Origin of the sequence: Vibrio sp. 5S239, assembly GCF_041439575.1 — a bacterium.
In the GTDB taxonomy this organism is placed as follows: domain Bacteria; phylum Pseudomonadota; class Gammaproteobacteria; order Enterobacterales; family Vibrionaceae; genus Vibrio; species Vibrio kanaloae.
This window is the reverse complement of record NZ_JBGOOM010000019.1, coordinates 54596-79554: the sequence shown is the minus strand read 5'-3', so window position 1 is coordinate 79554 and position 24959 is coordinate 54596. Positions and strand designations below refer to the sequence as shown.

Sequence of the window (24959 nt, the reverse complement as noted above, 5' to 3'; positions counted from 1 at the left end):
TATTATCAATGGAACTTGTTTGAGGTCACACGTACAAATCCACAAATAATGTATGGTGATACCATGAGTCTAATAATGTTAACGATATTGTATTGCTTATATTTTTAATTGTTGATAACCCGCGTGTGCGAAAGGTAAAGGTAGGACTAAGGTATGATTCAAATCGTCATTGATGGAAAATTTCGAATCGTTGAACAAGGGCAAACCGTTCTTGAGGCAGCAAAAACATGTGGTTTAGAGATTCCATCGTTATGTGGTTTGAACAAAACAACGGACAAAGTGCCGTGTGATTTGTGTGTGGTTGAAGTGGATGGGATGGGCGTGACACGTTCTTGTGAGCTTGAGGTAGCCAATGGCTTGAACATCACCACTCAATCTAAACAGCTAACGGCTCATCGACAAGATGCGCTGAATCGTATCATGGCAGACCACTACGCTGACTGTGAAGCACCGTGCCAAACCGCTTGCCCTGCGGGTGTCGATATCCAATCTTACCTCCATCATATTGCGCAAAATGATCACATCAAAGCGATTGAAGTGATCAAAAAGACATTACCAATGCCGCTTTCAATTGGTCGTGTGTGTCCTGCTTTCTGTGAAACTGAATGTCGTCGTAACTTGGTCGATGAATCCATCGCGATTCGTCAGCTAAAACGACATGCAGCCGATGCCGATCTGGCCGCTCAAGAGAGCTACATGCCAGCGAAGAAACCCAACAAAGATAAGAGTATTGCAATTGTTGGTAGTGGCCCTGGTGGCTTAACAGCAGGTTATTACCTATCTAATGAAGGTTATGAAGTCAGTGTTTACGAATCGATGCCTAAAGCTGGCGGTTGGTTGCGTTATGGCATTCCTGAGTATCGCCTACCGAAGTCGATTCTAGATAAAGAAATCGAGCTCATGTGTCGTAACGGAATGGCAGTCGAGTGCGACAAGAAGCTTGGTGTTGATTTCACCTTGTCAGATCTTAGCCGTGATTTTGATGCGGTTTGCTTAGCAGTGGGTGCGTCACAAGCCGTTGAGATGAATTATCCCGGTAGTGACCTTAGTGGCTGCTATTTGGGTGTCGATTACCTGAAAGATTATGTGACTGACAAAAACTTCATTATGGGTAAGAAAGTCGCGGTGATCGGCGGTGGTAATACCGCGATTGACTGTGCTCGAACAGCAGTCCGTGATGGGGCCGATACCACGCTAATTTATCGACGAACACGAGACGAGATGCCGGCGGAAGACTACGAAATTGAAGAAGCTGAACACGAAGGAGTGAAGTTTCACTTCTTGACTAACCCGGCTGAGAATATGGCTGGTGAAAATGGCCATGTATCTGAGATTCGATTAGAACGTATGGCGCTTGGCCCTGCAGATGCCTCTGGTCGACGAAGCCCGAAACCTACGGGTGAGTTTTTTGTTGAGGCTTTCGATACTGTGATTGCCGCCGTGTCGCAAAAGCCTGATCTTAGCTTTATGGACAATGAGTCACTAGAAATCCCGTTAACGCGTTGGAATACTGCGGACGCTGATCCGCGAACCATGCATACCGGAACTGGAAATATTTTCAGTATTGGTGATTTCCGACGCGGCCCTGCAACCGCGGTTGAAGCGGTGGGGGATGGGCGTATTGCTGCACAAGCGATCGATCGCTTCTTCCATGGTGATATGGAAAATATTCCGGCTAAACCGTTTAACTCAAGAAAGCACAAACAGCTCAAAGCGGTGGATCCTGAGCAATATCAGTCGATACAACGCATGGCTCGTAAAATCATGCCAGAGCTCACCCCAGAGCAGCGCGAGCAAAGTTTTGAGGAAGTAGAAACAGGCTTTGATAATGCCGATGCCATTGCTGAAGCTGCAAGATGTTTAGAGTGTGGCTGCCAAGCTAATACCGATTGCGACCTACGAGACTACTCGACCGAATACAAAGCAACGCAAACCCATCCAGAATACAAAATCGATGTGGCTTCGAATGAGAGCTGGCAGGCGATACGTGCAGAAGAAGCGAAGGTCGGTTTAACAAGACAAAAATTTTCAGTCGATGATAGCTCAGAATTTATTATCTTTGACGCCAACCGCTGTATCAGTTGCGGCCAGTGTATCCAAGCGTGTCGAGAACAGAATGTCCATGGCGTTTTAAGCTTTATGAATCAATCCGATGGCAAACCTGCACCAAGACCTGAATGTCGCCCTAACTTTGGTGCGGACAAGACCTTAATGGGCGACTCAAACTGCGTTCAATGTGGATCGTGTATTCAGGCGTGTCCGACCGGTGCAATGGTCGATGCTCGTGATAGAAAGCAGGGAGACACAGACGTACTTAAGAAAGTCGATACCATCTGCACTTATTGCGGTGTCGGCTGTAAGCTAACCATGCATATCGATGAGCAGAAAAACAAAATCCGCTATATCGAGGGCGGTGATTCACCGGTTAATGAAGGCATGTTGTGTGTTAAGGGACGATTCGGCTTCGACTTTGTGGGCAGTCATGCGCGTTTAACCACACCACTAATTCGTAAAGATGGCTGGTTGCAACCTGCAAGCTGGGATGAAGCAGTCAAGCTTATTGCCGAGAAGTTTACCGCGATTAAGCAAGGCTTTGGCAGTAACGCTTTGGCGGGTTTTTCGTCGGCTAAAACCACCAACGAAGATAACTATGCGTTCCAAAAATTTATACGTCGCGAGCTAGGCACCAATAACGTCGATCACTGTGCGCGCCTTTGTCATGCTTCGACTGTTACAGGTTTAGAAGCTTCGCTGGGCAGCGGGGCGATGACTAATGATATCCCAAGTATCAAACACTCAGATGTTATCTTTATCATTGGTTCAGACACTACATCCGCGCACCCAATTATCGGCTCACACATCAAACAGGCTGTGAGGCATAACGGTGCTCGTTTGATTGTCGCCGATCCTAAAAGAATCGATATTGCTGACCATGCTGAGCTTTATTTAGCGCACAGACCGGGTACCGATGTGATGCTGATTAACGGTGTGATGCAACAGATCATCAAACACGGTTGGTATGACCAAGAGTATATCGAAGATCGTGTCGATGGCTTTGATACCTTGCTCCAAGAGGTGATGTCACCAAGCTATTCACTAGACAAAGTAGAGCTGGTGACTGGCGTTAAAGCGGAAGACATCTTCGCAATGGCACGATTGATTGGTACTGCAGAGCGCACAGCGGTGTACTACTCGATGGGCATTACGCAACACACTACTGGTCACGATAACGTTCGCTCAATTGCTAACCTGCAGCTCTTGTGTGGCAACATCGGTATTGAAGGTGGTGGTATCAACCCACTGCGTGGCCAATCCAATGTTCAAGGTGCATGTGACATGGGCGCATTGCCAAACAACCTGCCAGGCTATCAGAAAGTGTATAACCCAATGGTTCGCCAAAAGTTCGCGATGGAGTGGGGCGTTGCTGATTTGCCTGCTGAAACGGGGTTAACGTTGACCGAGATTATTGATGGTGCGTGTAATCGAGATGTACGTGGTTTATACGTGATGGGCGAAAATCCAGTGCTTAGTGATCCAAACCAAGCGCACGTGATTGAAGGGCTTGAAGCGTTGGATTTCCTTGTCGTTCAAGATATCTTCTTAACTGAAACGGCGCAGTATGCCGATGTGGTTCTGCCATCTTGCTCGTTCGCTGAAAAGTCAGGTCACTTTACCAATACTGAGCGACGCGTTCAGCGTATTAACCCAGCGGTGCTACCTCCAGGTGACGCGAAAGAGGATTGGGTGATTATCCAGTTGCTTGCTAATGCGATGGGCGGTGGTTGGAGCTACGATTCGGTTGCGGACATTACCAATGAGATAGCACGTGTAACGCCACAGTATGGTGGTTTACGTTGGGAGAACATAACGGTTAATGGCGTACAGTGGCCGAGTAATAAGAACAACCCAGACGGCACTCGCATCATGCACCAAACCCAATTCACTCGCGGGCGTGGTCAAATGGAAGCGATTCCGTTTCGGTATGCGGCAGAGCTGCCGGATTCAGAATTCCCATTAGTGCTAACAACGGGGCGGGTATTGGAGCAGTTCCACACCGGAACCATGACACGTAAAACCAAAGGGCTGGATAACTTAGCAGGGCCCCGTGCCATGGTGAGTGTTCATGATGCTGAAGCGCTAGGTATCTCGAATGGTCAGGTGATCAAAGTATCAACTCGTCGTGGTGAAATCGAAATCGCAGCGTTTGTGACTAAGCGAATGCAAATGGGCGTGGTGTTTATTCCATTCCATTTCGTAGAATCACCGGTTAACCGTTTGACTACCACTGCGACAGATCCGCATGCCAAGATCCCTGAGTTTAAGGTAGCGGCTGTGCGTATTGATCCTATTCGCGAGCCTGAGAGTGAAGTAACAGAGGCTTAATCATATTAGCTAGGTGACGATGGCAGGCATTAAAAAGCCGCATAACTCTGAGAGTTACGCGGCTTTTTTGTTGAGCTCTAATTAGGTATCAAGTGACCTAGTCAGCAAATAGCTTAGTTCGGAACAATCTCGTTACCGTGAACACCGAATTGCTTAGCGGCGTATGCAACGCGCTCTGCTGCTTTTGGGTATTCGGCGGGTGTGCCTATGTTTTCAATATGGTGTAAGCGAGGAAGCAAACCCGCGCCGTTTGCAATCTGTATTGCTAACCCAGGACGAGCGTTGAGTTCCAGTACCATAGGGCCCTCTTCTTGGTCTAAAACCATGTCAGTACCCATGTAACCAAGACTTGTCATTTCCCAAGCGCTTGATGCAAGAGTTAGCAGCTTTTCCCAATGCGGTACTTGAAGTAGCGCCAGTTCTTTACCGGTATCTGGGTGGTGAGTCACAGGGTGGTCAAACTGGACCGCACGGACGGCTTTTCCGGTAGCAATACAAATACCAACCCCCACAGCGCCTTGGTGTAAGTTTGCCTTGCCGTCAGAAGCAGAAGTGGAAAGGCGCATCATAGCCATCACAGGATAGCCTTTGAATACGATGATTCGTACATCGGGCACACCTTCATAACTAAAGCCATCGAAACACTCGTCAAACTTGATGAGGTTTTCAACTACGGCTACGTCGTTCTTGCCACCCAGAGAGAAAAGGCCCGCTAGAGCGTTACTGATATGGCGTTCTACATCTTCTTCATTGATGGTTGAACCGGATGGCTTGGTATAAACGCCATCCTTGTGAGATGTCACAACAAGGATGCCTTTACCACCACTACCTTGAGCTGGCTTGATTACGAAACCCGGCCACTCTTTAACCATCTTGTGGATTGTTTTCACTTCAGCTTGGTGACTAATAACGCCAATCAACTTCGGTACAGTTGCGCCTGCCTGTTCTGCAATGATCTTAGTCTTAAGCTTGTCATCAACGAGTGGATACTTGGAACGATCATTGTAGCGACCAATATAGCTATGGTTACGCTTGTTCATTCCCATTATGCCTTTGTCTTTCAACCTAAACGGTGAAGTAAACTGATCAAACATAACTTAGTCCTCCGCTAGCGGTTTAAAGCGACGAAGCTCGGTTAGACGGTAGCCAGTATAGTTACCTAGTAGCAAGATGGTTGCTAGAATAACAAGCTGTAGACCAATAAAGTTAAACGTTAAGTGCTGAATGAATGGGTTCGTCATGCCTAAATAAACAAGAATAGCGGTAAACAGAGAACCACCACCTTGTAACACGACTTCTTTCGCGCCTTCTTCTTCCCATAGAATAGACATACGTTCGATAGTCCAAGATAGGATGATCATTGGGAAGAACGTAATGGATAGACCTTCTGTCAGACCGACCTTAAATGCGACCACGGTAAACACGGAGATGATCATGATTACTGTAATGATGACGGCGGATATCCTAGCTACCAGGAGTAAGTTGAGTTTTGATAAGTAACTTCGTATCACCAGACCGGTACCGACAATTAATAGGAAACCGACAATACCCGTTATTAATTGTGTTTGAACAAACGCCACGGCAATCAGAACTGGCATGAACGTACCAGATGTTTTCAAACCGATGATCACGCGTAGGAAAACAACAATCAGTGCACCGATAGGAATAAGCATGATGGTTTTGAACATCGCTTGCTCTTCTAGCGGCAGGCTGTGAATCGATAGGTTCAATAATCGATCAGCTGAAACCTTGTTGTTGGTTGCTTCAGTTGGAGATACTTCCTGAGCAATCATAGAGAAATGAACTTTACTGTTCTGACCACCAACAACATCTAGCAGAGAAACGTTGGATTCATCCCAGATAAGTAGGTTTGGTTGAACTTGTCGTTGACTCGACTCTGGAGAGAACAAAATCCACTGGTCATTGTCCCAGATTTGGATCATGTGTTGGATTGATTGTCGACGACGTCCATCTTCCAATTCAATAACACCGACTACTTTGTTGTGAATTTTGGCTGTCGAAAGTAGCTTGTGTGTCGCTTCAACTTTCGTCATGTTATTCAGAATTAGAGCAGAGTTTTGACTATCAGGATCGTTAAGCGTTTTAATCAACTCACGAGTAAAGGTTAGGTTGTCTGCGGAACGCTTTGTTGCTCTATCTATCAGAGCAAGAGATGCCGCTTCTTCTGGACCGTCGAAGCTTGGTTGCGTTATTTCACCTTCTGGTGGTGCATCGTTTACTTTAGCTTGGTTGTCGACTAGAAATTGTGTTTTGTAGTAGATGGTTTGAGGACCATCTGCATAACGAATAGACCACTCTGCACGGCGACCTGACTCTGTATTCAAGTAGGAGATACCGTAGCCTGGTGATGAAGCTGATTCACCGATAAGTGTGTAATTAGACTGAGTGTGAGGAGCTGCTAATGAAACCTTTGCTTCTTTACCTATTGCATTGAATTCGATACGAGCTTCAATGTCCCATACTTGTCTAGTTTCTCCTGGAGTCCAAGGTACACCGTAGGTTGTATGCCTAAACATACTTAGCGTTATACCTGCCACAATGAGCAGGAAAATAGAAATATAAAATGGAATTCTTGACGTCATAGCTTGCCCTACTATTGTTATTTAGCTTCCGTTTGTACGTACGTTTTGCTTACATCCACTAGCGCGATGTCTTTGATAAATTCGCGCCCTAGTAATACAGGGTGACTCATTTGAGAGCGATCCGCCAATGTAAATTGCGCTTTTTCATGGATTTTTCCAACTTTCACCCATAATTCAATCACCGCTCTTCGCTCTGTCTGATCATTTGTTGATTGTCGGATTTTCACATAACGTATAACAGGTGCTTCGATCCATTTTTGTTCTTTTTCTGCTTCTGCTTGGTCGTCTAGGTGGAATTTAACCCAGTTCTTACCGTTACGTTCGAATTCTTTAATATCGACGGCATTTAAAGAGGAGGTGGTTGCGCCGGTATCAACACGAGCGTCAAAGCTTTGTTTTATCGAGTCGATAGATACCTTCTCGATTCCGCCTAAGATGGTAGGTTGTAACGTCGGGGTGACAGGGTCAGCGACAACGACTTCAGGTTCTTCTTCCTCTTGCTCTTCAATAACCTTGTGTTCAATACGAATTAGATGAGCATTTAGTTGACTAGAAAGAGTCGTAATTTCATCTTCTAGGCTTTCAATATAGTCGCTTTGGTTACTCATTTGTAGTTCAAGATTCTGAACTTTATTTGCGATGTTTGCCTCTGAGTGGGAAATTGCGTCGAGCGTTTCTTGGTGGTAGGTCGCACCGTTAGTGAGGGTGCAGCCAGAGAGCAAACCAACCGCCACAATTGGCGATAATCGCTTAAACATAAAAAAACCTTTGGGAATTAGAGAATAGTTCATACTATTTAGCAGTTTATCCTACCGGAAAGCATGCGTGAAGCATCCTAATGTTAGAGTCTGGTCATATTGAATCGCAATGTGAGCGCTACGCCAATTATCGCAATCTTAAATAGCTTACTTATTAAACAGGCGTCAATTTTGGGGCTCTTTGGTCAAAGTGTACTGCGAAAAAATGATGGGTTTACACGCAAAATAACCCCTCATTTTTCCCTCAGTAGCTATTATTTTGTGGGCTGAGAATCTATGGCTTTGTTGCTACCAAAATCGCACGCCTTGGTGCAGGGTGGCCTTCAACCGTTTTACTCGGATCGTTCGGATCTAGGTAATCTGGCAGAGAGTTATGTGTCATCCATTCCGTTGTGCGTTGTTCTCCTATAGTGGTGACATTTTCGTCAACGATACGAACGTCTTCAAAGCCAACCTGTTCAAGCCAACGTTTCAGTGCGCGAGCTGAAGGGAAGAAGTAGACGTTTCTCATCTGCGCGTAACGGTCAACAGGAACTAGGACTGCATTTTCATCGCCTTCAATCACTAAGGTTTCAAGCACTAACTCACCGCCAGATACCAATTGGTCTTTCAGTTGAATTAAGTGATCAAGCGGTGAACGTCGGTGGTATAGCACGCCCATGCTAAATACTGTGTCGTAGGCTTCCAATTTTGGGAGTTGCTCTATGCCTAGAGGTAACAGGTGAGCACGTTGGTCATCGCCCATTAACTTACGGATAGCTTCAAACTGAACCAAGAAAAGGTGAGAAGGGTCGATACCCACCGTTAGGCGAGCGCCTTCGCCAAGCATGCGCCACATGTGGTAACCATTGCCACAACCCACATCGAGCACCGAGCGGTTTTTTAGTGGGGTGATATGTGGAAGCACGCGATCCCATTTCCAGTCACTGCGCCATTCCGTATCGATATGAATGTCGTGAACCGTGTAAGGGCCTTTTCTCCAAGGGTGGAAAGTCTTCAGTAAGCTTTCTAACTTTTTAAGCTCACCGGTGTGGAACGGTGTTGAGCTGCCAATGGTCACTGAGTTTTTCAAATCAATTTGGTCAGGCACACCTTGTGGAATCTTGTTTAGTGCACGTAACCAACGGTCGAAGTCACCGTGCTCTGCATTTTGCCAATCGGTCAGTTGCTGTGGCAGGACGTTTAACCACGGCTGAAGGCGAGTATCTTGGGCGATAAGTTGATAAAAATTAGCAAAATTAAACATGGGTAATATAAACCGTTGTGGAATTCATAATGTGTGTGACGCTGAGCATCACAACACAGGAAATTAGTGGTTAAAGTCCGAATGAATCGTCTCTAACTGATTATGTTTGTGTTTTATTTGATAGCGAACATCGAACCAAAGTTGAAACACTGGAACCAAACTTCGCAACTAGAAAAACCGATTTTTTGAAAACGTTCTTTATGAACCTTGACCGAGTCAGGCCGCATCACGTTTTCAATTGCGCTGCGTTTCTGGCTTACCTCTAGCTCGCTGTAACCGTTAGCACGTTTGAAATCATGATGCAGGTCGATAAGCAGCTCGTTTGAGCTTTCATCTTCGAATACGTATTTTTCTGACAGAATTAAGATGCCACCTGGGCGTAAGCCTGCGTGAATTTTTTCAAGCAAAGTGTATCGGTCGTCTGGAGACAAGAATTGCAGCGTAAAGTTAAGTACCACAACAGAAGCATCTTTGATTTCTACTTCACGAATATCAGCTTCGATTACTTCTACCGGCGTGTCACTGCGGTAAGCGTTAACGTGTAATTTACAGCGCTCAACCATGGCTTCTGAGTTGTCGATAGCGAAAATCGTGCAGCCTTCTTGCTGAATGTGTCTGCGCATTGAAAGCGTAGCCGCGCCAAGAGAGCAACCTAGGTCATATATATTTGAATGCGGTTTTACGAAGCGCTCAGCTAACATGCCGATCGCAGAGATGATATTGCTGTAGCCAGGCACCGAGCGTTGAATCATATCCGGAAATACTTCAGCAACCCTTGCATCAAAGGTGAAGTCTCCAATTTTATCAATAGGAGCGGAAAAGATATTGTCTGTGTTGCTCATGGCATTTTCTCTCGACAGTCAGCGTAATTGGTCCGAAATTCGTACCAAATAAAAGGGGGCGTATTTTACGTAAAAAAAAGACTGCTGTCACGAAAACTGAGATTAGTCCTGATGTTTGGCTCTATACGAGAGAGTGGGATTAAAACATTGATATTTGGTGATTGCCTTTCTGAGCTGGAAACTGAGCCAGATCGGGCAATAATAATGAAGTATTTTCAGATACTTGCTTTTGCAATCGCTGATATACATCAATTGCAAGTTCAGGCGCGTGGTTGTTGTCTGGAGTGTGGATCATCAAATATGGTTGTTTGCCTTCACTAAGCCAGTTTGGAATTTTGTTAAACCATGGTTTAAAAAACTCGATGTTAGGCTCTTGATCAGGGTGGCCAATGAATCGAATCATTGGGTTGTTGGCGGTTGCAATCGCATGAACGGGTACGCGTGGCTTCTTCTGATGTGCATCGATCACTGCCTCTGTGGTTGGCGGCGCGGAAAATACGGGGCGGCTATCCATAATGATGCGATTGATACCTTCTTCAACCAGCCATTGGTTGAAGCGTTTTTCGGCATCACCTTTGTCAAAGAAACCCAAGTGACGGACTTCAACACCAAGCTGCATGTCTTTTGGAAATAATGTACAAAACTTTTGTAGCACTGGGAGCATGCTAGGTTCAAAGCTATGTGGTAGCTGAATCGTCCATTGACCAATGCGATCATGGAGTGGTGACATGGTCGTTAAGAACTCTTTGAGTTCGGCTTGGCAATGCCTGAGTTGTTGCTGGTGGGTTATGAATTTAGGTAGCTTGAAAGTGAACCTGAAATCATCGTGACTCGCGGCTTTCCAGTTATGAACGGTAGACATACTCGGCGTAGCGTAAAAGGTCGTGTTGCCTTCAACGGTATGAAAAACTTGGGTGTATTTTTCTAGGCGTTCTGCAGGCTTTGTCCCCTTGCCATAGAACTGACTTTGCCACTCAGAATGAGACCACATTGTTAAGCCAAGTCTTAGAGGTAAAGTTTCCATTGTTATTACACCGTTAGTTATCACGCTATTTGTCATCGCGTCATTAGTTATTACAAAAAATTTTTAGTTGAAGTGCAAATCTACTGTACGAGACTTTTGCCGATTACGGTACTTTCGAGATATAATTATGCCAATTTTTTTGGTTTTGATGAATCTTTGCGCACTTGATGGGCTAAAAAGCAGTAAAGCCAGATAAAACATAATAAATTCGAATGTGGAAGGTCGATTTTAAGCGAGTTTCCGCGTATAAATGATTCCTCGCTTCGTTAGGTGAAAAGCTTTGTAGGGCTATTTTGACACCTACAGCTTGGAAATTAGTAAATTATTAAGAGATTGGGAAATTCATTATGCGTACCCATTACTGTGGTAACCTGAACAAGTCCCTGGCGGGACAAACTGTAGAATTGTGCGGCTGGGTAAACCGTCGCCGTGATTTAGGCGGTCTTATCTTTATTGATATGCGTGATCGTGAAGGCATCGTTCAGGTTGTTGTCGATCCAGATATGAAAGATATCTTCCCGATCGCTAACCAACTGCGTAATGAATTCTGTATCAAGTTTACTGGTGAAGTACGTGTTCGTCCGGACAGCCAAGTAAATAAAGACATGGCTACTGGTGAAGTAGAACTTTACGCGACTGGTCTAGAGATCATCAACCGTTCAGAAGCGCTTCCACTAGACTTCAACCAAACGAACTCTGAAGAGCAGCGTCTTAAGTACCGTTACATCGATCTTCGTCGTCCAGAAATGAGCGACCGTATCAAGCTTCGTGCACGTGCTTCTAGCTTCGTTCGTCGTTTCCTAGATGAGAACCTATTCCTAGACATCGAAACGCCAGTACTAACGAAAGCGACACCAGAAGGTGCTCGTGATTACCTAGTACCAAGCCGTGTTCACAAAGGTAGCTTCTACGCACTTCCTCAATCTCCTCAGCTGTTCAAGCAACTGCTGATGATGTCTGGTTTTGACCGTTACTACCAAATCGTTAAATGTTTCCGTGATGAAGATTTACGTGCTGACCGTCAGCCTGAATTTACTCAAATCGATATCGAAACATCGTTCATGACTTCTCAAGAAGTACGTAACGTGACTGAGAAGCTTGTTCACGATATGTGGAAAGAACTTCTAGATGTTGAACTAGGTCAATTCCCAGTAATGCCTTTCTCTGAAGCGATTCGTCGTTTCGGTTCTGATAAGCCAGATCTACGTAACCCACTAGAGCTAGTTGACGTTGCTGACTTGGTTAAAGACGTTGAGTTCAAAGTATTCTCTGGCCCAGCTAACGACGAAAAAGGTCGCGTAGCGGTTATCCGTGTACCAGGTGGTGCTAAGCTAACTCGTAAGCAAATCGACGGTTACGCTGAACACGTAAACATCTACGGCGCGAAAGGCCTAGCTTGGATGAAGGTTAACGACCGTGCTGCAGGCATGGAAGGTATTCAATCTCCAGTTGCTAAGTTCCTAAGCGAAGACGTAATCAACGGTATTCTCGATCGCACTCAAGCTGAATCTGGCGATATCATTCTGTTCGGCGCAGACAAAGCGGGTATCGTTGCTGAAGCAATGGGCGCACTTCGTCTTAAACTAGGTACTGATCTAGAGCTAACAGACACATCTGCATGGGCTCCACTGTGGGTTGTTGACTTCCCAATGTTCGAAGAAGACGGCGAAGGTAACCTACACGCAATGCACCACCCATTCACATCACCACTAGGTGTGAACGCGGAAGAGCTTAAAGCGAACCCAGCAGCAGCAAACTCTGATGCATACGACATGGTAATCAACGGCTACGAAGTAGGCGGCGGTTCTGTACGTATTCACAACGCAGAAATGCAAACAGCGGTATTCGGTATCCTAGGTATCGAAGCACAAGAGCAGCAAGAGAAGTTCGGCTTCCTACTAGATGCTCTTCAATACGGTACTCCACCACACGCTGGTCTAGCATTCGGTCTTGACCGTCTAGCAATGCTACTTTGTGGTACAGAGAACATCCGTGACGTTATCGCATTCCCGAAAACAACCGCTGCAGCATGTCTACTAACAGACGCGCCAAGCCTAGCGAACCCAGCATCATTGGAAGAGCTAGCAATCGCTGTTAAAGTTGCACAAAAAGAAGAGTCAGCCGAATAAGCTAAGTACTCTATCTTTTAAGTGAATAGAAATGCCCGTAATTTGACGGGCATTTTTTTTTGCGTTCGATATACTAAGCTCATAAAGCATGTATAAATAATCAGTATTTGAAGTTATGTCTATTATCTTAGGGATTGACCCTGGCTCACGCATTACCGGTTACGGTGTTATTCGTCAAAATGGCCGCCACCTATATTACTTAGGGAGTGGTTGCATTCGCACCTCTGAAAAAGAGTTACCGGGTCGACTAAAGCAAATTTATGCGGGTGTAAGTGAAATCATCACTCAATTCCAGCCGGATGTGTTTGCGATAGAGCAGGTCTTCATGGCGAAGAATGCGGATTCGGCGCTTAAACTTGGTCAAGCTCGTGGTAGCGCAATAGTAGCGGCTGTAAATGCGGATTTGCCTGTTCATGAATACGCGGCTCGTTTAATTAAGCAAGCGGTGACAGGTAATGGCGGCGCGGACAAGTCTATGGTTCAGAACATGGTAATGAGCATGCTTAAGCTACCTGCCAAGCCACAGGCCGATGCAGCCGATGCTCTGGGTGTAGCAATCACTCACGCGAACACCAATAAAACCTTAGTTGCACTTGCTGGTAAAGCAACTGGAGCAAAAAAAGGGCGTTACCGTTAACCTAGATCTTAGTGCTTTCTTAAAAGCTTGAATAATGCGGCTTCACAAGCCAAGCAAGTGTAAATAAATCACTCTAATAAACATAAAGAACTGGATAAGCATCCAGTTCTTTTATATTCTGTCCCTCAAATTATGTTCCACCAAGAGAGTGAATTGTGATCGGACGTCTACGCGGTATATTAATAGAAAAACAGCCACCAGAGTTATTAATCGAAGTGAGTGGCGTTGGCTATGAAGTTCAAATGCCAATGAGCTGTTTTTATGAATTACCAAACGTGGGCGAAGAGGCAATTATCTACACTCACTTTGTTGTACGTGAAGATGCACAACTGCTTTATGGTTTCAACACTATTAAAGAGCGAGCGCTATTCCGCGAAGTTATCAAAGCGAACGGTGTTGGCCCTAAGCTAGGCCTTGGTATCCTTTCAGGTATGACGGCTAGCCAGTTTATTCAAAGTGTTGAACGCGAAGATATTTCTACGTTGGTAAAATTGCCGGGTGTTGGTAAGAAGACGGCAGAGCGACTTGTTGTTGAAATGAAAGACCGTTTGAAAGGGTGGGGCGTCGGTGATTTGTTCACGCCTGCGACGGATGCAGCACCTATTGATTCTGTGCCGACGGTTCATGATGCTGAAGAAGAAGCGGTAAGTGCACTACTTGCATTAGGTTATAAACCAACTCAAGCTTCTAAGGTTGTTTCTCAAGTGGCTAAAGAAGGCATGACGAGTGAACAGTTGATTCGCGAAGCATTGAAGTCGATGGTTTAAATAGATCTTACTTTTTTGCAGGGTTTTATATGCTGCAGGTAAGCCTCCACTATATTGGTGTTCAGCCGTTTCACGTTCAACGTCGTGGACAACAAAACATCGAGTTAGAAATTAGATATAACAGAGTTAGAGCTCTCAAATTGGAACCCCTATGATTGAAGCAGATCGCCTCATTGCTCCTGATAATCCGGTCTTTAAAGATGAAGATGTTATTGACCGCGCGATACGACCAAAAGCATTAGCCGATTATCAAGGTCAGGATCACGTTCGTGGCCAGATGGAGATTTTCATCAAAGCGGCACAATTACGTAGCGAGGCGCTCGATCATCTGTTGATATTTGGTCCTCCAGGCTTGGGTAAAACCACATTGGCTAACATTGTTGCCAATGAAATGGATGTGAACATACGGACTACTTCAGGGCCTGTGCTAGAAAAAGCGGGTGACTTAGCGGCATTGCTGACAAACCTTGAAGAGAATGATGTGCTGTTCATTGATGAGATTCATCGACTAAGCCCTGTGGTTGAAGAGGTTTTGTATCCAGCAATGGAAGATTACCAACTGGACATTATGATTGGTGAAGGGCCTGCGGCGCGTTCTATCAAGATCGATCTCCCTCCTTTTACTTTGATCGGCGCAACCACTCGTGCTGGTTCGTTGACCTCTCCATTACGTGATCGTTTTGGTATTACTCAACGCCTTGAGTACTATAAAGTTGAAGATCTACAAAATATTGTTCAGAGAAGCGCAGATTGTCTCGGTCTTTCGATGGAGTCAGAAGGCGCGTTAGAAGTTGCTCGCCGTGCGCGTGGTACACCTCGTATTGCTAACCGTTTGCTGCGTCGTGTACGTGATTATGCAGAGGTCAAAGGGGATGGTCATATTTGTCCTGAGGTTGCTGATAAAGCGCTTAACATGCTGGATGTCGATGCGAAAGGTTTCGATTACATGGATAGAAAGCTTCTACTCGCAATTATGGAGAAGTTTGGTGGTGGTCCGGTTGGTATCGACAATATGGCAGCCGCAATTGGTGAAGAGAGAGACACCATTGAAGATGTGCTAGAACCATATTTAATTCAACAAGGTTATCTACAAAGAACTCCACGAGGTCGAATTGCTACCGACAGAGCCTATTTGCACTTCGGAATAGATAAACCTTCTAATCGTTAAATTATTCATTTATAAAAATCCCAGTTGCATAAGCACTGGGATTTTTTTGTTTTTAGTGAATAACAATTTTTTTAGCTAATAGGTAAAAAGGCTGAGTAGTGGATGTTAAAAGTGGAAACTTTGATTTCAAGTTTGATTTGGTTAACAAAAAATGAAATAAGTTGTCATATATTTTGTTAATACTTTATGGGTAGTTGTAGTTCGTATGTTGAAGTGGTGATGAGCTTTTGTCACAGATATCATGCACTGTTATTAAGACAAGCTAAATTGGTGTGATTTTAATCATAACTGTTCAAAAATAACTCTAATTTGCTAGAATAAATTTGATACAAATCAACGCAGGGTTCTCCCATAAACCTTTTGAAACATACTGATTTTACCAGTAATATTAGCGCCAGCTATATTAGCTCATGCTTAACAATAATCTAACTATAACGGTACGTTTTTGCTACAAATTTCAACTTGTAATAACAATTGCATAAATTGTTTTAACATGGATTTTTGAGGTGAATATTCACAAAAGTGTCATTCAGCCGACACAAAGGAGTTACCATGATTGATGTTGTTGATCTGTCGCGATTGCAGTTTGCATTTACAGCGATGTATCACTTCCTATTTGTTCCACTGACTTTAGGGATGGCGTTTTTACTTGCCATTATGGAGTCAGTTTATGTAATGACTGGCAAGCAAATTTACAAGGACATGACTAAGTTCTGGGGTAAATTGTTTGGTATTAACTTTGCTCTTGGTGTAGCGACAGGCTTAACCATGGAGTTCCAGTTTGGTACTAACTGGTCATACTATTCTCACTATGTTGGCGACATCTTTGGTGCTCCGTTGGCTATTGAAGCGCTTGTTGCATTCTTCCTAGAGTCTACTTTTGTTGGTCTTTTCTTCTTCGGTTGGGACAGATTGTCGAAGCGTCAACACTTAGCGGTAACGTGGTTAGTCGCTCTTGGTTCTAACTTTTCTGCGCTTTGGATATTAGTAGCAAACGGCTGGATGCAAAACCCAGTGGGTGCGGAATTTAACTTTGAAACGATGCGTATGGAAATGGTGAGCTTCGCAGAAGTTGTACTAAACCCAGTAGCGCAGGTTAAATTCGTACACACAGTAGCGTCTGGTTACACAACGGGTGCTATGTTCATCCTTGGTATCAGCTCATACTACATTCTTAAAGGTCGTGATCTTGCCTTTGCACGTCGTTCTTTTGCGATTGCAGCATCATTTGGTATGGCAGCGATTTTATCAGTAATCGTACTAGGTGATGAATCTGGTTACGAGCTTGGTGAAGTTCAAAAAGTGAAGTTAGCTGCTGTTGAAGCAGAGTGGCATACGGAAGAAGCACCAGCCGCATTTACTGTTTTTGGTATTCCAAATCAAGAAACAATGAATACTGACTACGCAATTAAAATTCCTTACGTAATGGGTATTATCGCAACACGTTCTCTTGATAAGGAAGTAACGGGTCTGCGTGACTTACGTGATGACCACGTTGATCGTATCCGCACGGGTATGTATGCGTACGATTTGCTTGAAAAGCTACGTGCAGGCGACAAGTCTGAAGAAAATATGGCGGCTTTCGATGAAGTAAAAGGTGATTTAGGTTACGGCTTGCTTCTTAAGCGCTACACAGACGACGTTGTTGATGCAACAGAAGAGCAAATCCAAATGGCTGCGGATGATTCAATCCCAACGGTTTGGCCTCTATTCTGGTCATTCCGTCTAATGGTTGCTTGTGGCTTCATTATGCTGTTTGTATTCGGTGCTGCGTTTGTTCAAACATGCCGTCAGAAAATCGAACAAAAACCATGGATTCTTAGAGCTGCATTATTCTCAATTCCACTGCCTTGGATTGCGATTGAAGCTGGTTGGTTCGTTGCTGAGTTTGGTCGTCAACCGTGGGCGGTTGGTGAAATTCTACCAGTTAACGTTGCTGCATCAGCATTAACTATTGAACAGCTTTGGAGTTCTCTATTCGCAATTCTTGCACTGTACACCGTGTTCTTGATTGCAGAAGTTTACCTAATGCTGAAATTCGCGCGTAAAGGTCCAAGTAGTCTAAAGACAGGCCGTTATCACTTCGAACAAAACGATAACTCTGTTGAAGACAAAGTTAGCCGTTCAGTCGAAGTATAAGTGAGGGAATATTATGTTTGATTACGAAAGCTTACGACTTATTTGGTGGGTACTGATCGGTGTTCTACTGGTTGGTTTCGCCGTAACTGATGGCTTTGATATGGGTGTTGCAGCTCTTTCTCCTGTTATCGGTAAGAGTGACACAGAACGTCGTGTCATGATTAACACTATTGCACCGCACTGGGATGGTAACCAAGTTTGGTTAATCACGGCGGGTGGCGCATTGTTTGCTGCATGGCCTCTGGTTTATGCGACGTCTTTCTCCGGTTTCTATTTTGCAATGTACGCGACGTTAGCCGCGCTTTGGCTACGTCCACTTGCTCTTGATTACCGTTCTAAGATTGAAAACCCAAAATGGCGTAAAGCTTGGGACTACGCTCTTTGCTGCAGTGGCACAGTGCCGCCAATCATTTTCGGTGTGGCATTTGGTAACCTACTACAAGGTGTACCATTCGACCTGAATGACTTAATGATGTCAAAGTACCATGGCACATTCTTTGCCTTGCTAAACCCTTTTGCATTGCTTTGTGGTGTGTTGGCTCTGATGTTGTTCGTTATGCAAGGTGCAACATGGCTTCAAATGAAGACAACAGAGGAATTACATAACCGTGCTCGTCGTGTAGCTCAGATTTCAGGCCTTGTTGCTATTGCTCTGTTCGTTATTGGTGGTTTCTGGGTTCAGTCTATTGAAGGTTATGTAATCACAAGCACGATTGACACCTTTGCAGATTCGAACCCATTAAACAAAGAGGTATCACTTCAAGTTGGTGCTTGGATGACAAACTTCGAAACGTATCCTGCAATGTGGGCAGCGCCAATTCTTGGTGTCGCAATGCCTCTATTAGCTGTGATTGCATCTCGCTTTGAGCGTGGTGGTTTCGCATTCTTGTTTTCGAGCCTGTCTAACGCAGGTGTTATCTTAACGGCTGGTTTTGCAATGTTCCCATTCGTTATGCCATCAAGTTTGAACCCTAACCATAGTTTGACTATGTGGGATTCAACAGCGAGTGAACTAACACTAGGTTTGATGACAATGGTTGCTGCGGTAATGGTTCCTGTGATTCTTGGCTACACAACTTGGACATACTACAAAATGTTCGGTCGTCTGGATAAGAAACACATCGAAGATAACGACGTTTCAGCTTACTAAGCTAGAAGTTAAATAACTTAGGAGAAATTTTATGTGGTATTTCGCATGGATTTTGGGTGTACTTCTAGCATGTGCATTCGGCATCATCAATGCTCTATGGCTAGAGCATTCAGAAATGATGGACAAAGACAGTGAGTAATCTCGCAGAGCAAATCGCTAAACTGCATCAACCAATGGATAAGACTCTGCTAAGAGCTTTATCTCTAGTATTGGGTTTCATGCATGTTGGTTTAGTGATGTGGGATCCTGAAGCGTATGCGACGAGCATCGGTGGCTTTAACGCGATCATCGGGCCAATGTTTATTTGGGCAGTATGCTCAAGCATGGTTTACGGTATCGGATTTAAGCCAAGAGCTTGGATGTGGCAGCTACTGTTTAGCCCATACGTTTCACTCACAATTTTGCTCTACCTAACGGTGCTGCGCCTTCTATAAAAGGCAAAGGATTTAGGTTCATAACAACGTGAACCTTTATACTTGTTGGGTTTTTAGCCAAAAAGAGGTCATCTTATACAGATGGCCTCTTTTTTCGTCTGTTAAATCAAAAATTCACTGCCATATACTATTAATGAAAATGAGTTAGGTTATAGTAATATCTTTATCGTTTTTGGGTTGTGGTATCAATTTGCAAGGATTATCTAAGCCGTTTAAGTGGCCAGTAACCGTATATTACGAAGACACCGATGCGGGTGGCGTGGTGTACCATTCTAATTATCTCAAGTTTTTTGAACGCGCTCGAACCGAGATGTTGCGCTCAATTGGTGTCTCTCAGCAAGTATTGTTAGAACAAAGTATAGGTTTTGTCGTCCGACATATGGAGATAGATTTTATTCAAGGCGCGCGCCTTGATGATTCTTTACAAGTTATTACTAATATTTACGAATTGAAGCGAGCTACCTTGGTCTTCTGTCAAGAGATCGTAAATCCTGATGGCAAAGCATTGTGTAAAGCACTGGTTAAGGTAGCATGTATAGACAATCAAAAAATGAAACCCAAGGCAATGCCAACATTTATTCTTACGGAGCTAACGAATAGTGACTGCTGAAATCTCAATATTAGGCCTAATTTTAGAAGCTAGCTTTCTAGTTAAAATGGTCATGCTAATCCTAATGGGCATGTCTGTTGTTTCTTGGGCAATGATCATAAAAAGAAGTAAAGTGTTATCGCAAGCTTCTAAACAAACTGAAGTGTTTGAAGATAAATTTTGGTCTGGTGTTGACCTAGCTAAGTTGTATCAGGAAAGCAATAAGCGCAAAGATGAGCTGTCTGGTACTGAAGAGATTTTTTACGAAGGCTTCACCGAGTTTGCTCGCCTTCGCAAATCCAACGCTACTTCTCCTGACTTTATTATGGAAGGCACTGGGCGTGCAATGCGCGTTGCAGTAGCCCGTGAAGTAGACGAGCTAGAAACGAACTTACCTTTCTTAGCGACAGTCGGTTCTATCAGTCCTTATATAGGCCTATTTGGTACGGTTTGGGGCATTATGCACTCATTCATCGCATTGGGTGAAGTGAAACAAGCGACACTCGCTATGGTTGCTCCTGGTATTGCAGAAGCACTTATTGCAACGGCAATGGGTCTGTTCGCCGCAATTCCTGCAGTAATGGCGTACAACCGCTTCAGCAGCCGAGTAGGTAAGCTAGAACACAACTACGCGACTTTCTCTGAAGAGTTTCACAGTATTCTTCACCGTCAAGCGATGGCTGGCAGGGAATAATAGATGGCTGGATACCAACCTAAAAAACGCAAAATGACCGCAGAGATTAACGTTGTACCTTACATTGACGTTATGCTTGTTTTGCTGATCATTTTTATGGTGACTTCACCGTTTGTAACTCAAGGTGTCGACGTTGAGCTGCCTCAGGCTTCAACCGCTAAGTCTGCACAAGATCTGCTGGGTGACGATAACGCGAGTTTTATTATTGTTGAAGTGAACAAAGACGGTGAGCTTGGTTTAAGTGTCAATAACGAAGAAGTACAGCGTGGTTTATCATTGGAAGATATTATCGTCCGAGTGAAAGCTGAGTTGTCTTTGAAGCCAAACTCTCCAGTGGCGGTTGGTGGTGATGCCGCAACGCCTTACGCTGAAGTGGTTTTATTACTTGATGAATTAAGCCGTGCAGGTGTGCCAAAGGTTGGCCTTTTAACGGATATAAGGGAATAGCTCCGTAGCATTCATGAAAGCGACTAATAAGAAATCCAATAATTTTAGATCACCGCTTCTTATTTCACTTGGGCTGCACGTCATTTTATTTGTTGCGCTCATTTGGGGAGCGGACTTCACGATGTCAGAACCTAAGCCAACTGGCCAGATGGTTCAGGCTGTAGTGATTGACCCTCAGTTGGTTCGCCAGCAAGCTCAACAGATTCGTCAACAGCGAGAAGCGGCGAGTAAGAAGGAGCAAGAGCGTTTAGACAAACTCAGACGTGAAAGCGAAAGACTTGAAAAGAATCGAAAAGCGGAAGAAGAAAACATTCGTAAGCTAAAAGAACAGCAAGCGAAAGAAGCAAAAGCAACCCGTGAAGCTGAAAAGCGTCGAGTTGAAAAAGAAAAACAACGTAAAGTCGAAGAAGCGCGTTTACAGCAAGAAAAAAAGAAAGCCGCTAAAGCAGAAGCTGACCGTAAGCTGAAAGAAGCGGCGTTGGTGAAAGCTGAAAATGAGCGTAAAGCTAAAGAAGCAGCAATCGCAAAAGCTGAACAGGAACGCGTGGCAAAAGAAAAAGCCGCGCAAGAAGCCGCTGAAAAAGCTCGTAAAGAAAAAGAAGCCGCTGAACGTGCTGAAAAGCAACGCATAGCCAAAGAGAAAGAGGCTGCTGCGGCAGCAGAGAAAGCCCGTAAGGAGAAGGAAGCGGCAGCAAGAGCTGAAAAAGAGCGTAAACAGCAAGAAGCAGCATTGAATGACATCTTTGAAGGGCTTGAGAGTGAACAAAGTAGCAACAATGCAGCATTGAACCAGCATTTGGAAGATGAGAAGGCTAGATATATATCGATTTACCAACAAACGGTACAACGTAATCTGCTTATGGAAGACTCGTTCCGTGGTGAGGAGTGCATCCTTAACATTCAATTGACACCAATCGGTGGAAGTAAAGCTGTAGTGAAAAGGGTCTCCGTCGTTAGTGGTAATCGTCAGTTATGCTCAGCCGCTAAGGCTGCGACAGTTAAAGCAAGAGAATTTGATTTTCCACAGGACTCGTCACTACAAAATATATTCCGAGATTTTGATTTTCGGTTCATCCCATAATGAGAAATGGACAACTTATGCTTAAAGGTAACTTTTTAAAAAGCTTGTTTGTTATGGCTTTTCTTTTTTCTAGTTCAGCTTTTGCTAAATTAGAAATTGTTATTACAGACGGTATTAACTCTGCACGACCTATCGCTATTGTCCCTTTTCGTTGGGAAGGAACTGAACCGTTGCCACATGACGTATCAGCAGTTATTGCTTCTGACTTACAGCGCAGTGGTAAATTTAGCCCCGTTCCGACAAGCAAAATGCCTCAAACGCCTTACAGTGAAACTGAGGTGAATTTTGATGCTTGGACCAATCTAGGTGTTGATTCATTGCTGACGGGTAGTATCAGTAGAAATGTCGAAGGGCAGTATGTGGTGAACTATCAATTGGTCGACATTGTTCGTGGTCAATTGACTAAAGGACAAAGCCGAGCGTTAAGTGATGAAGGTCAATTGGTGCTTTCGAAAGACCATGTGCTGTTTAATAAAAAGGCAACGGTCTCCGGTAAACGCTTGAGAGAGTATGCACACCGTATTTCTGATTTAGTTTATGAAGAGTTAACTGGTGAAAGAGGCGCGTTCTTAACACGTGTTTCTTATGTGGTAGTGAACGATAAAGATAAGTACCCATATCAGCTTCGTGTGGCGGATTATGACGGCTTTAATGAGCGTTTGGTACTTCGATCTAAACAGCCTCTTATGTCGCCATCATGGTCACCAGATGGCAAAAAGCTGGCTTATGTGAGTTTCCAAAATGGCCAAGCTGAAATATTCATTATGAATATTTATACAGGTGAGCGTGAGAAGGTGACTTCATATCCTCGTCATAATGGTGCGCCAAGATTCTCGCCAGATGGTAAGACATTAGCATTGGTATTGTCGAAAACAGGCAGCCTTCAGGTGTACACACTTGACCTTGCTAGCCGTAAGCTGACTCAAGTTACCCGAGGCCGTTCGAATAATACTGAACCATTCTGGCATCCAGATGGAAAGTCTCTTATTTTCACATCGGATCGTGGTGGTAAACCACAGATTTATAATGTAAATTTGTCAAATAATTCGACATCTCGTATTACTTGGCAAGGTAGCCAAAACTTAGGTGGTCAGATCACTCCTGATGGACGATTCCTAATCATGGTAAATCGAAGCAACTCAGGCTTTAACTTGGCTAAACAGGATTTGGAAACTGGTGCGGTTCAGATACTAACAAAAACATTGTTAGATGAATCACCAAGTATTGCACCGAATGGAGGTATGGTTATCTATAGCTCTATTTACAACAAGACAAACGTACTCTCGATGGTTTCTATTGATGGGCGTTTTAAAGCGAGATTACCGGCAACCAACGGACGTGTAAGAGCACCTGCATGGTCACCGTTTCTCTAGCTAAAGTGATACATTCTATTAGCTATTGATAGTGTTAACTATTGTGGCATTTAACTATCTATAGCACTTAGTCGCTGTAGAAACTAAGTTTGATAACGTAAGGAAAATAAGATGCAACTTAATAAAGTTCTTAAAGGCTTGATGATTGCACTACCAGTAATGGCAGTGACGGCATGTAGTTCAACGGATGAAGCGACATCTGCAACATCTGGTACTGAAAGCAACCAAACAACTTCAGGTTCAGAAAGCAACGTAGATACAACGGTTGTAACGCCAATTGACGCTAACGGTCAACTGTCTGAGCAAGAGCTTAAAGAGCAAGCGCTACGTGAAACTCAAACAATCTACTTCGCATTCGATAACTCAACTATCGCTAGCGACTACGAAGCAATACTAGCAGCTCACGCAGCTTACCTGAGTAAGAACGTTGACATGAACGTTACTATCGAAGGTCACGCTGATGAGCGTGGTACTCCTGAGTACAACATCGCACTTGGCGAGCGTCGTGCACAAGCTGTAGCTAAATACCTACAAGCGCTAGGTGTTCAAGCAGACCAAATTTCTATCGTAAGCTACGGTGAAGAGAAGCCACTTCTTCTAGGTCAATCTGAAGATGTGTACGCTAAAAACCGTCGCGCAGTACTAGTTTACTAATTTTAGTAGACTATATAATTGAGGAATTGCCTCATGTTCAGTAACACAAAGCGAGTCATTTTGCTTTCGTTACTGGCAAGTGCAGCGAACACCGTGTTCGCTGCACCAGCTCCAGTATCCGATCTCAATAGCACCGCAACCAATTCATCATCTTCCTCTCGATCAGGGGCTGTATCTAACGAATCAGATATTGAGCGTTTAGAGCGCCTGCTTCAAAATCGCAACCTAGTTCAGCTTCAAATGCAGCAGCAAATCGATGATATGTCACTGGAGATCAGTGAACTTCGAGGTGCGCTGGAGCGAAACAGCTACGATATGAAGCAAATGCTAGAGCGTCAGCGTGAACTGTTCATCGAGCTGGATCGTGTAAGAGGCGAGGTGAAAGCTGCAGGTACTGCAACGGTAGCAGTGGCGGCGAGCGAAGGCTCTAAAGACGCTTCTGGTACGTTCAGTACTGATGTAGATGAGCAAACTGCTTATCAAAATGCTGTAGATATGATTCTAAAGCAACGAGACTACACGGGTGCTATCGCAGCATTCCAAAAGTTTCAAAAAGACTTCCCAGATTCTACCTTCACACCTAACTCACATTACTGGTTAGGTCAGCTTTATTTCGCTAAGAAGCAAGATAAAGAAGCGGTGAAGAGCTTCGCTGCTGTTGTGTCTTATAAAGACTCAAACAAGCGAGCAGATGCACTGGTTAAGCTTGGTGACATAGCTGCGCGCAACAACAACGCGACGCAAGCTAAGAAATATTACCAACAAGTCGTCACAGAATACCCAAACAGCGCTTCGGCAAACGTGGCTAAAACCCACTTATAAACAAAATAGGGGTGCTTAG

General features: G+C 44.3%; 22 protein-coding genes. 16 read left to right on the top strand and 6 right to left on the bottom strand.

The window, feature by feature from the left end; translation table 11 throughout:
- The first annotated feature begins 153 nt into the window (after positions 1-153).
- The gene (gene fdhF / locus ACED48_RS14845) at positions 154-4383 is read left to right on the top strand and encodes a formate dehydrogenase subunit alpha (protein WP_017055052.1); all 4230 of its coding nucleotides are present in this window, start codon (positions 154-156) and stop codon (positions 4381-4383) included.
- A gap of 113 nt (positions 4384-4496) precedes the next feature.
- Here the strand turns inward: fdhF and ACED48_RS14840 are convergent, their stop codons facing one another.
- From ACED48_RS14840 to ACED48_RS14815, 6 genes are all read right to left on the bottom strand, one after another.
- Positions 4497-5477 (bottom strand): alpha-L-glutamate ligase-like protein, encoded by a 981-nt coding sequence (locus ACED48_RS14840; RefSeq protein WP_029626774.1) that lies wholly within the window; start codon positions 5475-5477, stop codon positions 4497-4499.
- 3 nt (positions 5478-5480) lie between these two features.
- On the bottom strand, positions 5481-6986 hold the full coding sequence (locus ACED48_RS14835) for an inactive transglutaminase family protein (protein WP_017055054.1): 1506 nt from the start codon (positions 6984-6986) through the stop codon (positions 5481-5483).
- Between the two features lie 17 nt (positions 6987-7003).
- Positions 7004-7744, bottom strand: a complete 741-nt coding sequence (locus tag ACED48_RS14830; protein WP_017055055.1) for an ATP-dependent zinc protease — start codon at positions 7742-7744, stop codon at positions 7004-7006.
- Positions 7745-8018: 274 nt separating this feature from the next.
- Positions 8019-8990: a tRNA 5-methoxyuridine(34)/uridine 5-oxyacetic acid(34) synthase CmoB gene (gene cmoB, locus ACED48_RS14825; RefSeq protein ID WP_017055056.1), complete on the bottom strand. Its 972-nt coding sequence runs from the start codon at positions 8988-8990 to the stop codon at positions 8019-8021.
- A 113-nt stretch (positions 8991-9103) separates the two neighbouring features.
- Positions 9104-9832 carry a carboxy-S-adenosyl-L-methionine synthase CmoA gene (cmoA, locus tag ACED48_RS14820; RefSeq protein WP_017055057.1) on the bottom strand — a complete coding sequence of 243 codons (729 nt, stop codon included), beginning with the start codon at positions 9830-9832 and terminating at the stop codon, positions 9104-9106.
- 139 nt (positions 9833-9971) lie between these two features.
- Entirely contained in the window at positions 9972-10856 is an 885-nt protein-coding gene (locus ACED48_RS14815; RefSeq protein WP_017055058.1) for a DUF72 domain-containing protein, read from the bottom strand.
- Between the two features lie 347 nt (positions 10857-11203).
- Between ACED48_RS14815 and aspS the strand changes: the two genes are divergently transcribed.
- The 15 genes from aspS to ybgF all read left to right on the top strand — a co-directional run bounded on the left by aspS (position 11204) and on the right by ybgF (position 24940).
- On the top strand, positions 11204-12985 hold the full coding sequence (gene aspS / locus ACED48_RS14810) for an aspartate--tRNA ligase (protein WP_017055059.1): 1782 nt from the start codon (positions 11204-11206) through the stop codon (positions 12983-12985).
- Positions 12986-13100: 115 nt separating this feature from the next.
- Positions 13101-13622: a crossover junction endodeoxyribonuclease RuvC gene (gene ruvC / locus ACED48_RS14805; RefSeq protein ID WP_017055060.1), complete on the top strand. Its 522-nt coding sequence runs from the start codon at positions 13101-13103 to the stop codon at positions 13620-13622.
- 155 nt (positions 13623-13777) lie between these two features.
- Entirely contained in the window at positions 13778-14389 is a 612-nt protein-coding gene (gene ruvA, locus ACED48_RS14800; protein WP_017055061.1) for a Holliday junction branch migration protein RuvA, read from the top strand.
- Positions 14390-14540: 151 nt separating this feature from the next.
- Positions 14541-15557: a Holliday junction branch migration DNA helicase RuvB gene (gene ruvB / locus ACED48_RS14795; protein ID WP_017055062.1), complete on the top strand. Its 1017-nt coding sequence runs from the start codon at positions 14541-14543 to the stop codon at positions 15555-15557.
- 552 nt (positions 15558-16109) lie between these two features.
- Complete coding sequence (gene cydA, locus ACED48_RS14790; protein WP_017055063.1) at positions 16110-17696, top strand: cytochrome ubiquinol oxidase subunit I; 1587 nt, start codon at positions 16110-16112, stop codon at positions 17694-17696.
- Between the two features lie 13 nt (positions 17697-17709).
- Positions 17710-18846 carry a cytochrome d ubiquinol oxidase subunit II gene (gene cydB, locus ACED48_RS14785; protein ID WP_017055064.1) on the top strand — a complete coding sequence of 379 codons (1137 nt, stop codon included), beginning with the start codon at positions 17710-17712 and terminating at the stop codon, positions 18844-18846.
- A gap of 31 nt (positions 18847-18877) precedes the next feature.
- Entirely contained in the window at positions 18878-18985 is a 108-nt protein-coding gene (cydX, locus tag ACED48_RS14780) for a cytochrome bd-I oxidase subunit CydX (RefSeq protein WP_000270284.1), read from the top strand.
- The gene (gene ybgE, locus ACED48_RS14775; RefSeq protein WP_017055065.1) at positions 18978-19280 is read left to right on the top strand and encodes a cyd operon protein YbgE; all 303 of its coding nucleotides are present in this window, start codon (positions 18978-18980) and stop codon (positions 19278-19280) included. Before cydX ends, ybgE begins: the two co-directional genes overlap by 8 nt.
- Positions 19281-19452: 172 nt before the next feature.
- A complete protein-coding gene (ybgC, locus tag ACED48_RS14770) occupies positions 19453-19890 on the top strand; it encodes a tol-pal system-associated acyl-CoA thioesterase (RefSeq protein ID WP_017055066.1) in 438 nt (145 codons plus the stop codon).
- Positions 19880-20563, top strand: coding sequence for a protein TolQ (gene tolQ / locus ACED48_RS14765; protein WP_017055067.1), 684 nt, complete (start codon positions 19880-19882; stop codon positions 20561-20563). Before ybgC ends, tolQ begins: the two co-directional genes overlap by 11 nt.
- A gap of 3 nt (positions 20564-20566) precedes the next feature.
- Positions 20567-21010 (top strand): protein TolR, encoded by a 444-nt coding sequence (gene tolR, locus ACED48_RS14760; protein ID WP_017055068.1) that lies wholly within the window; start codon positions 20567-20569, stop codon positions 21008-21010.
- Positions 21011-21023: 13 nt separating this feature from the next.
- Positions 21024-22091, top strand: a complete 1068-nt coding sequence (gene tolA, locus ACED48_RS14755; RefSeq protein ID WP_017055069.1) for a cell envelope integrity protein TolA — start codon at positions 21024-21026, stop codon at positions 22089-22091.
- A gap of 17 nt (positions 22092-22108) precedes the next feature.
- Complete coding sequence (gene tolB, locus ACED48_RS14750; RefSeq protein WP_017055070.1) at positions 22109-23464, top strand: Tol-Pal system beta propeller repeat protein TolB; 1356 nt, start codon at positions 22109-22111, stop codon at positions 23462-23464.
- Positions 23465-23575: 111 nt separating this feature from the next.
- On the top strand, positions 23576-24118 hold the full coding sequence (gene pal / locus ACED48_RS14745) for a peptidoglycan-associated lipoprotein Pal (RefSeq protein ID WP_017055071.1): 543 nt from the start codon (positions 23576-23578) through the stop codon (positions 24116-24118).
- Positions 24119-24151: 33 nt separating this feature from the next.
- Positions 24152-24940, top strand: a complete 789-nt coding sequence (gene ybgF, locus ACED48_RS14740) for a tol-pal system protein YbgF (RefSeq protein ID WP_017055072.1) — start codon at positions 24152-24154, stop codon at positions 24938-24940.
- Positions 24941-24959 lie beyond the last annotated feature (19 nt).

What these genes read in the sequence shown, in the direction of transcription:
- fdhF (WP_017055052.1), top strand. Translation starts at nt 154, where the DNA reads ATGATTCAAATCGTCATTGATGGAAAATTTCGAATCGTTGAACAAGGG.
- ACED48_RS14840 (WP_029626774.1), bottom strand. Translation starts at nt 5,477, where the DNA reads ATGTTTGATCAGTTTACTTCACCGTTTAGGTTGAAAGACAAAGGCATA.
- ACED48_RS14835 (WP_017055054.1), bottom strand. Translation starts at nt 6,986, where the DNA reads ATGACGTCAAGAATTCCATTTTATATTTCTATTTTCCTGCTCATTGTG.
- ACED48_RS14830 (WP_017055055.1), bottom strand. Translation starts at nt 7,744, where the DNA reads ATGTTTAAGCGATTATCGCCAATTGTGGCGGTTGGTTTGCTCTCTGGC.
- cmoB (WP_017055056.1), bottom strand. Translation starts at nt 8,990, where the DNA reads ATGTTTAATTTTGCTAATTTTTATCAACTTATCGCCCAAGATACTCGC.
- cmoA (WP_017055057.1), bottom strand. Translation starts at nt 9,832, where the DNA reads ATGAGCAACACAGACAATATCTTTTCCGCTCCTATTGATAAAATTGGA.
- ACED48_RS14815 (WP_017055058.1), bottom strand. Translation starts at nt 10,856, where the DNA reads ATGGAAACTTTACCTCTAAGACTTGGCTTAACAATGTGGTCTCATTCT.
- aspS (WP_017055059.1), top strand. Translation starts at nt 11,204, where the DNA reads ATGCGTACCCATTACTGTGGTAACCTGAACAAGTCCCTGGCGGGACAA.
- ruvC (WP_017055060.1), top strand. Translation starts at nt 13,101, where the DNA reads ATGTCTATTATCTTAGGGATTGACCCTGGCTCACGCATTACCGGTTAC.
- ruvB (WP_017055062.1), top strand. Translation starts at nt 14,541, where the DNA reads ATGATTGAAGCAGATCGCCTCATTGCTCCTGATAATCCGGTCTTTAAA.
- cydA (WP_017055063.1), top strand. Translation starts at nt 16,110, where the DNA reads ATGATTGATGTTGTTGATCTGTCGCGATTGCAGTTTGCATTTACAGCG.
- cydB (WP_017055064.1), top strand. Translation starts at nt 17,710, where the DNA reads ATGTTTGATTACGAAAGCTTACGACTTATTTGGTGGGTACTGATCGGT.
- cydX (WP_000270284.1), top strand. Translation starts at nt 18,878, where the DNA reads ATGTGGTATTTCGCATGGATTTTGGGTGTACTTCTAGCATGTGCATTC.
- tolR (WP_017055068.1), top strand. Translation starts at nt 20,567, where the DNA reads ATGGCTGGATACCAACCTAAAAAACGCAAAATGACCGCAGAGATTAAC.
- tolA (WP_017055069.1), top strand. Translation starts at nt 21,024, where the DNA reads ATGAAAGCGACTAATAAGAAATCCAATAATTTTAGATCACCGCTTCTT.
- tolB (WP_017055070.1), top strand. Translation starts at nt 22,109, where the DNA reads ATGCTTAAAGGTAACTTTTTAAAAAGCTTGTTTGTTATGGCTTTTCTT.
- pal (WP_017055071.1), top strand. Translation starts at nt 23,576, where the DNA reads ATGCAACTTAATAAAGTTCTTAAAGGCTTGATGATTGCACTACCAGTA.
- ybgF (WP_017055072.1), top strand. Translation starts at nt 24,152, where the DNA reads ATGTTCAGTAACACAAAGCGAGTCATTTTGCTTTCGTTACTGGCAAGT.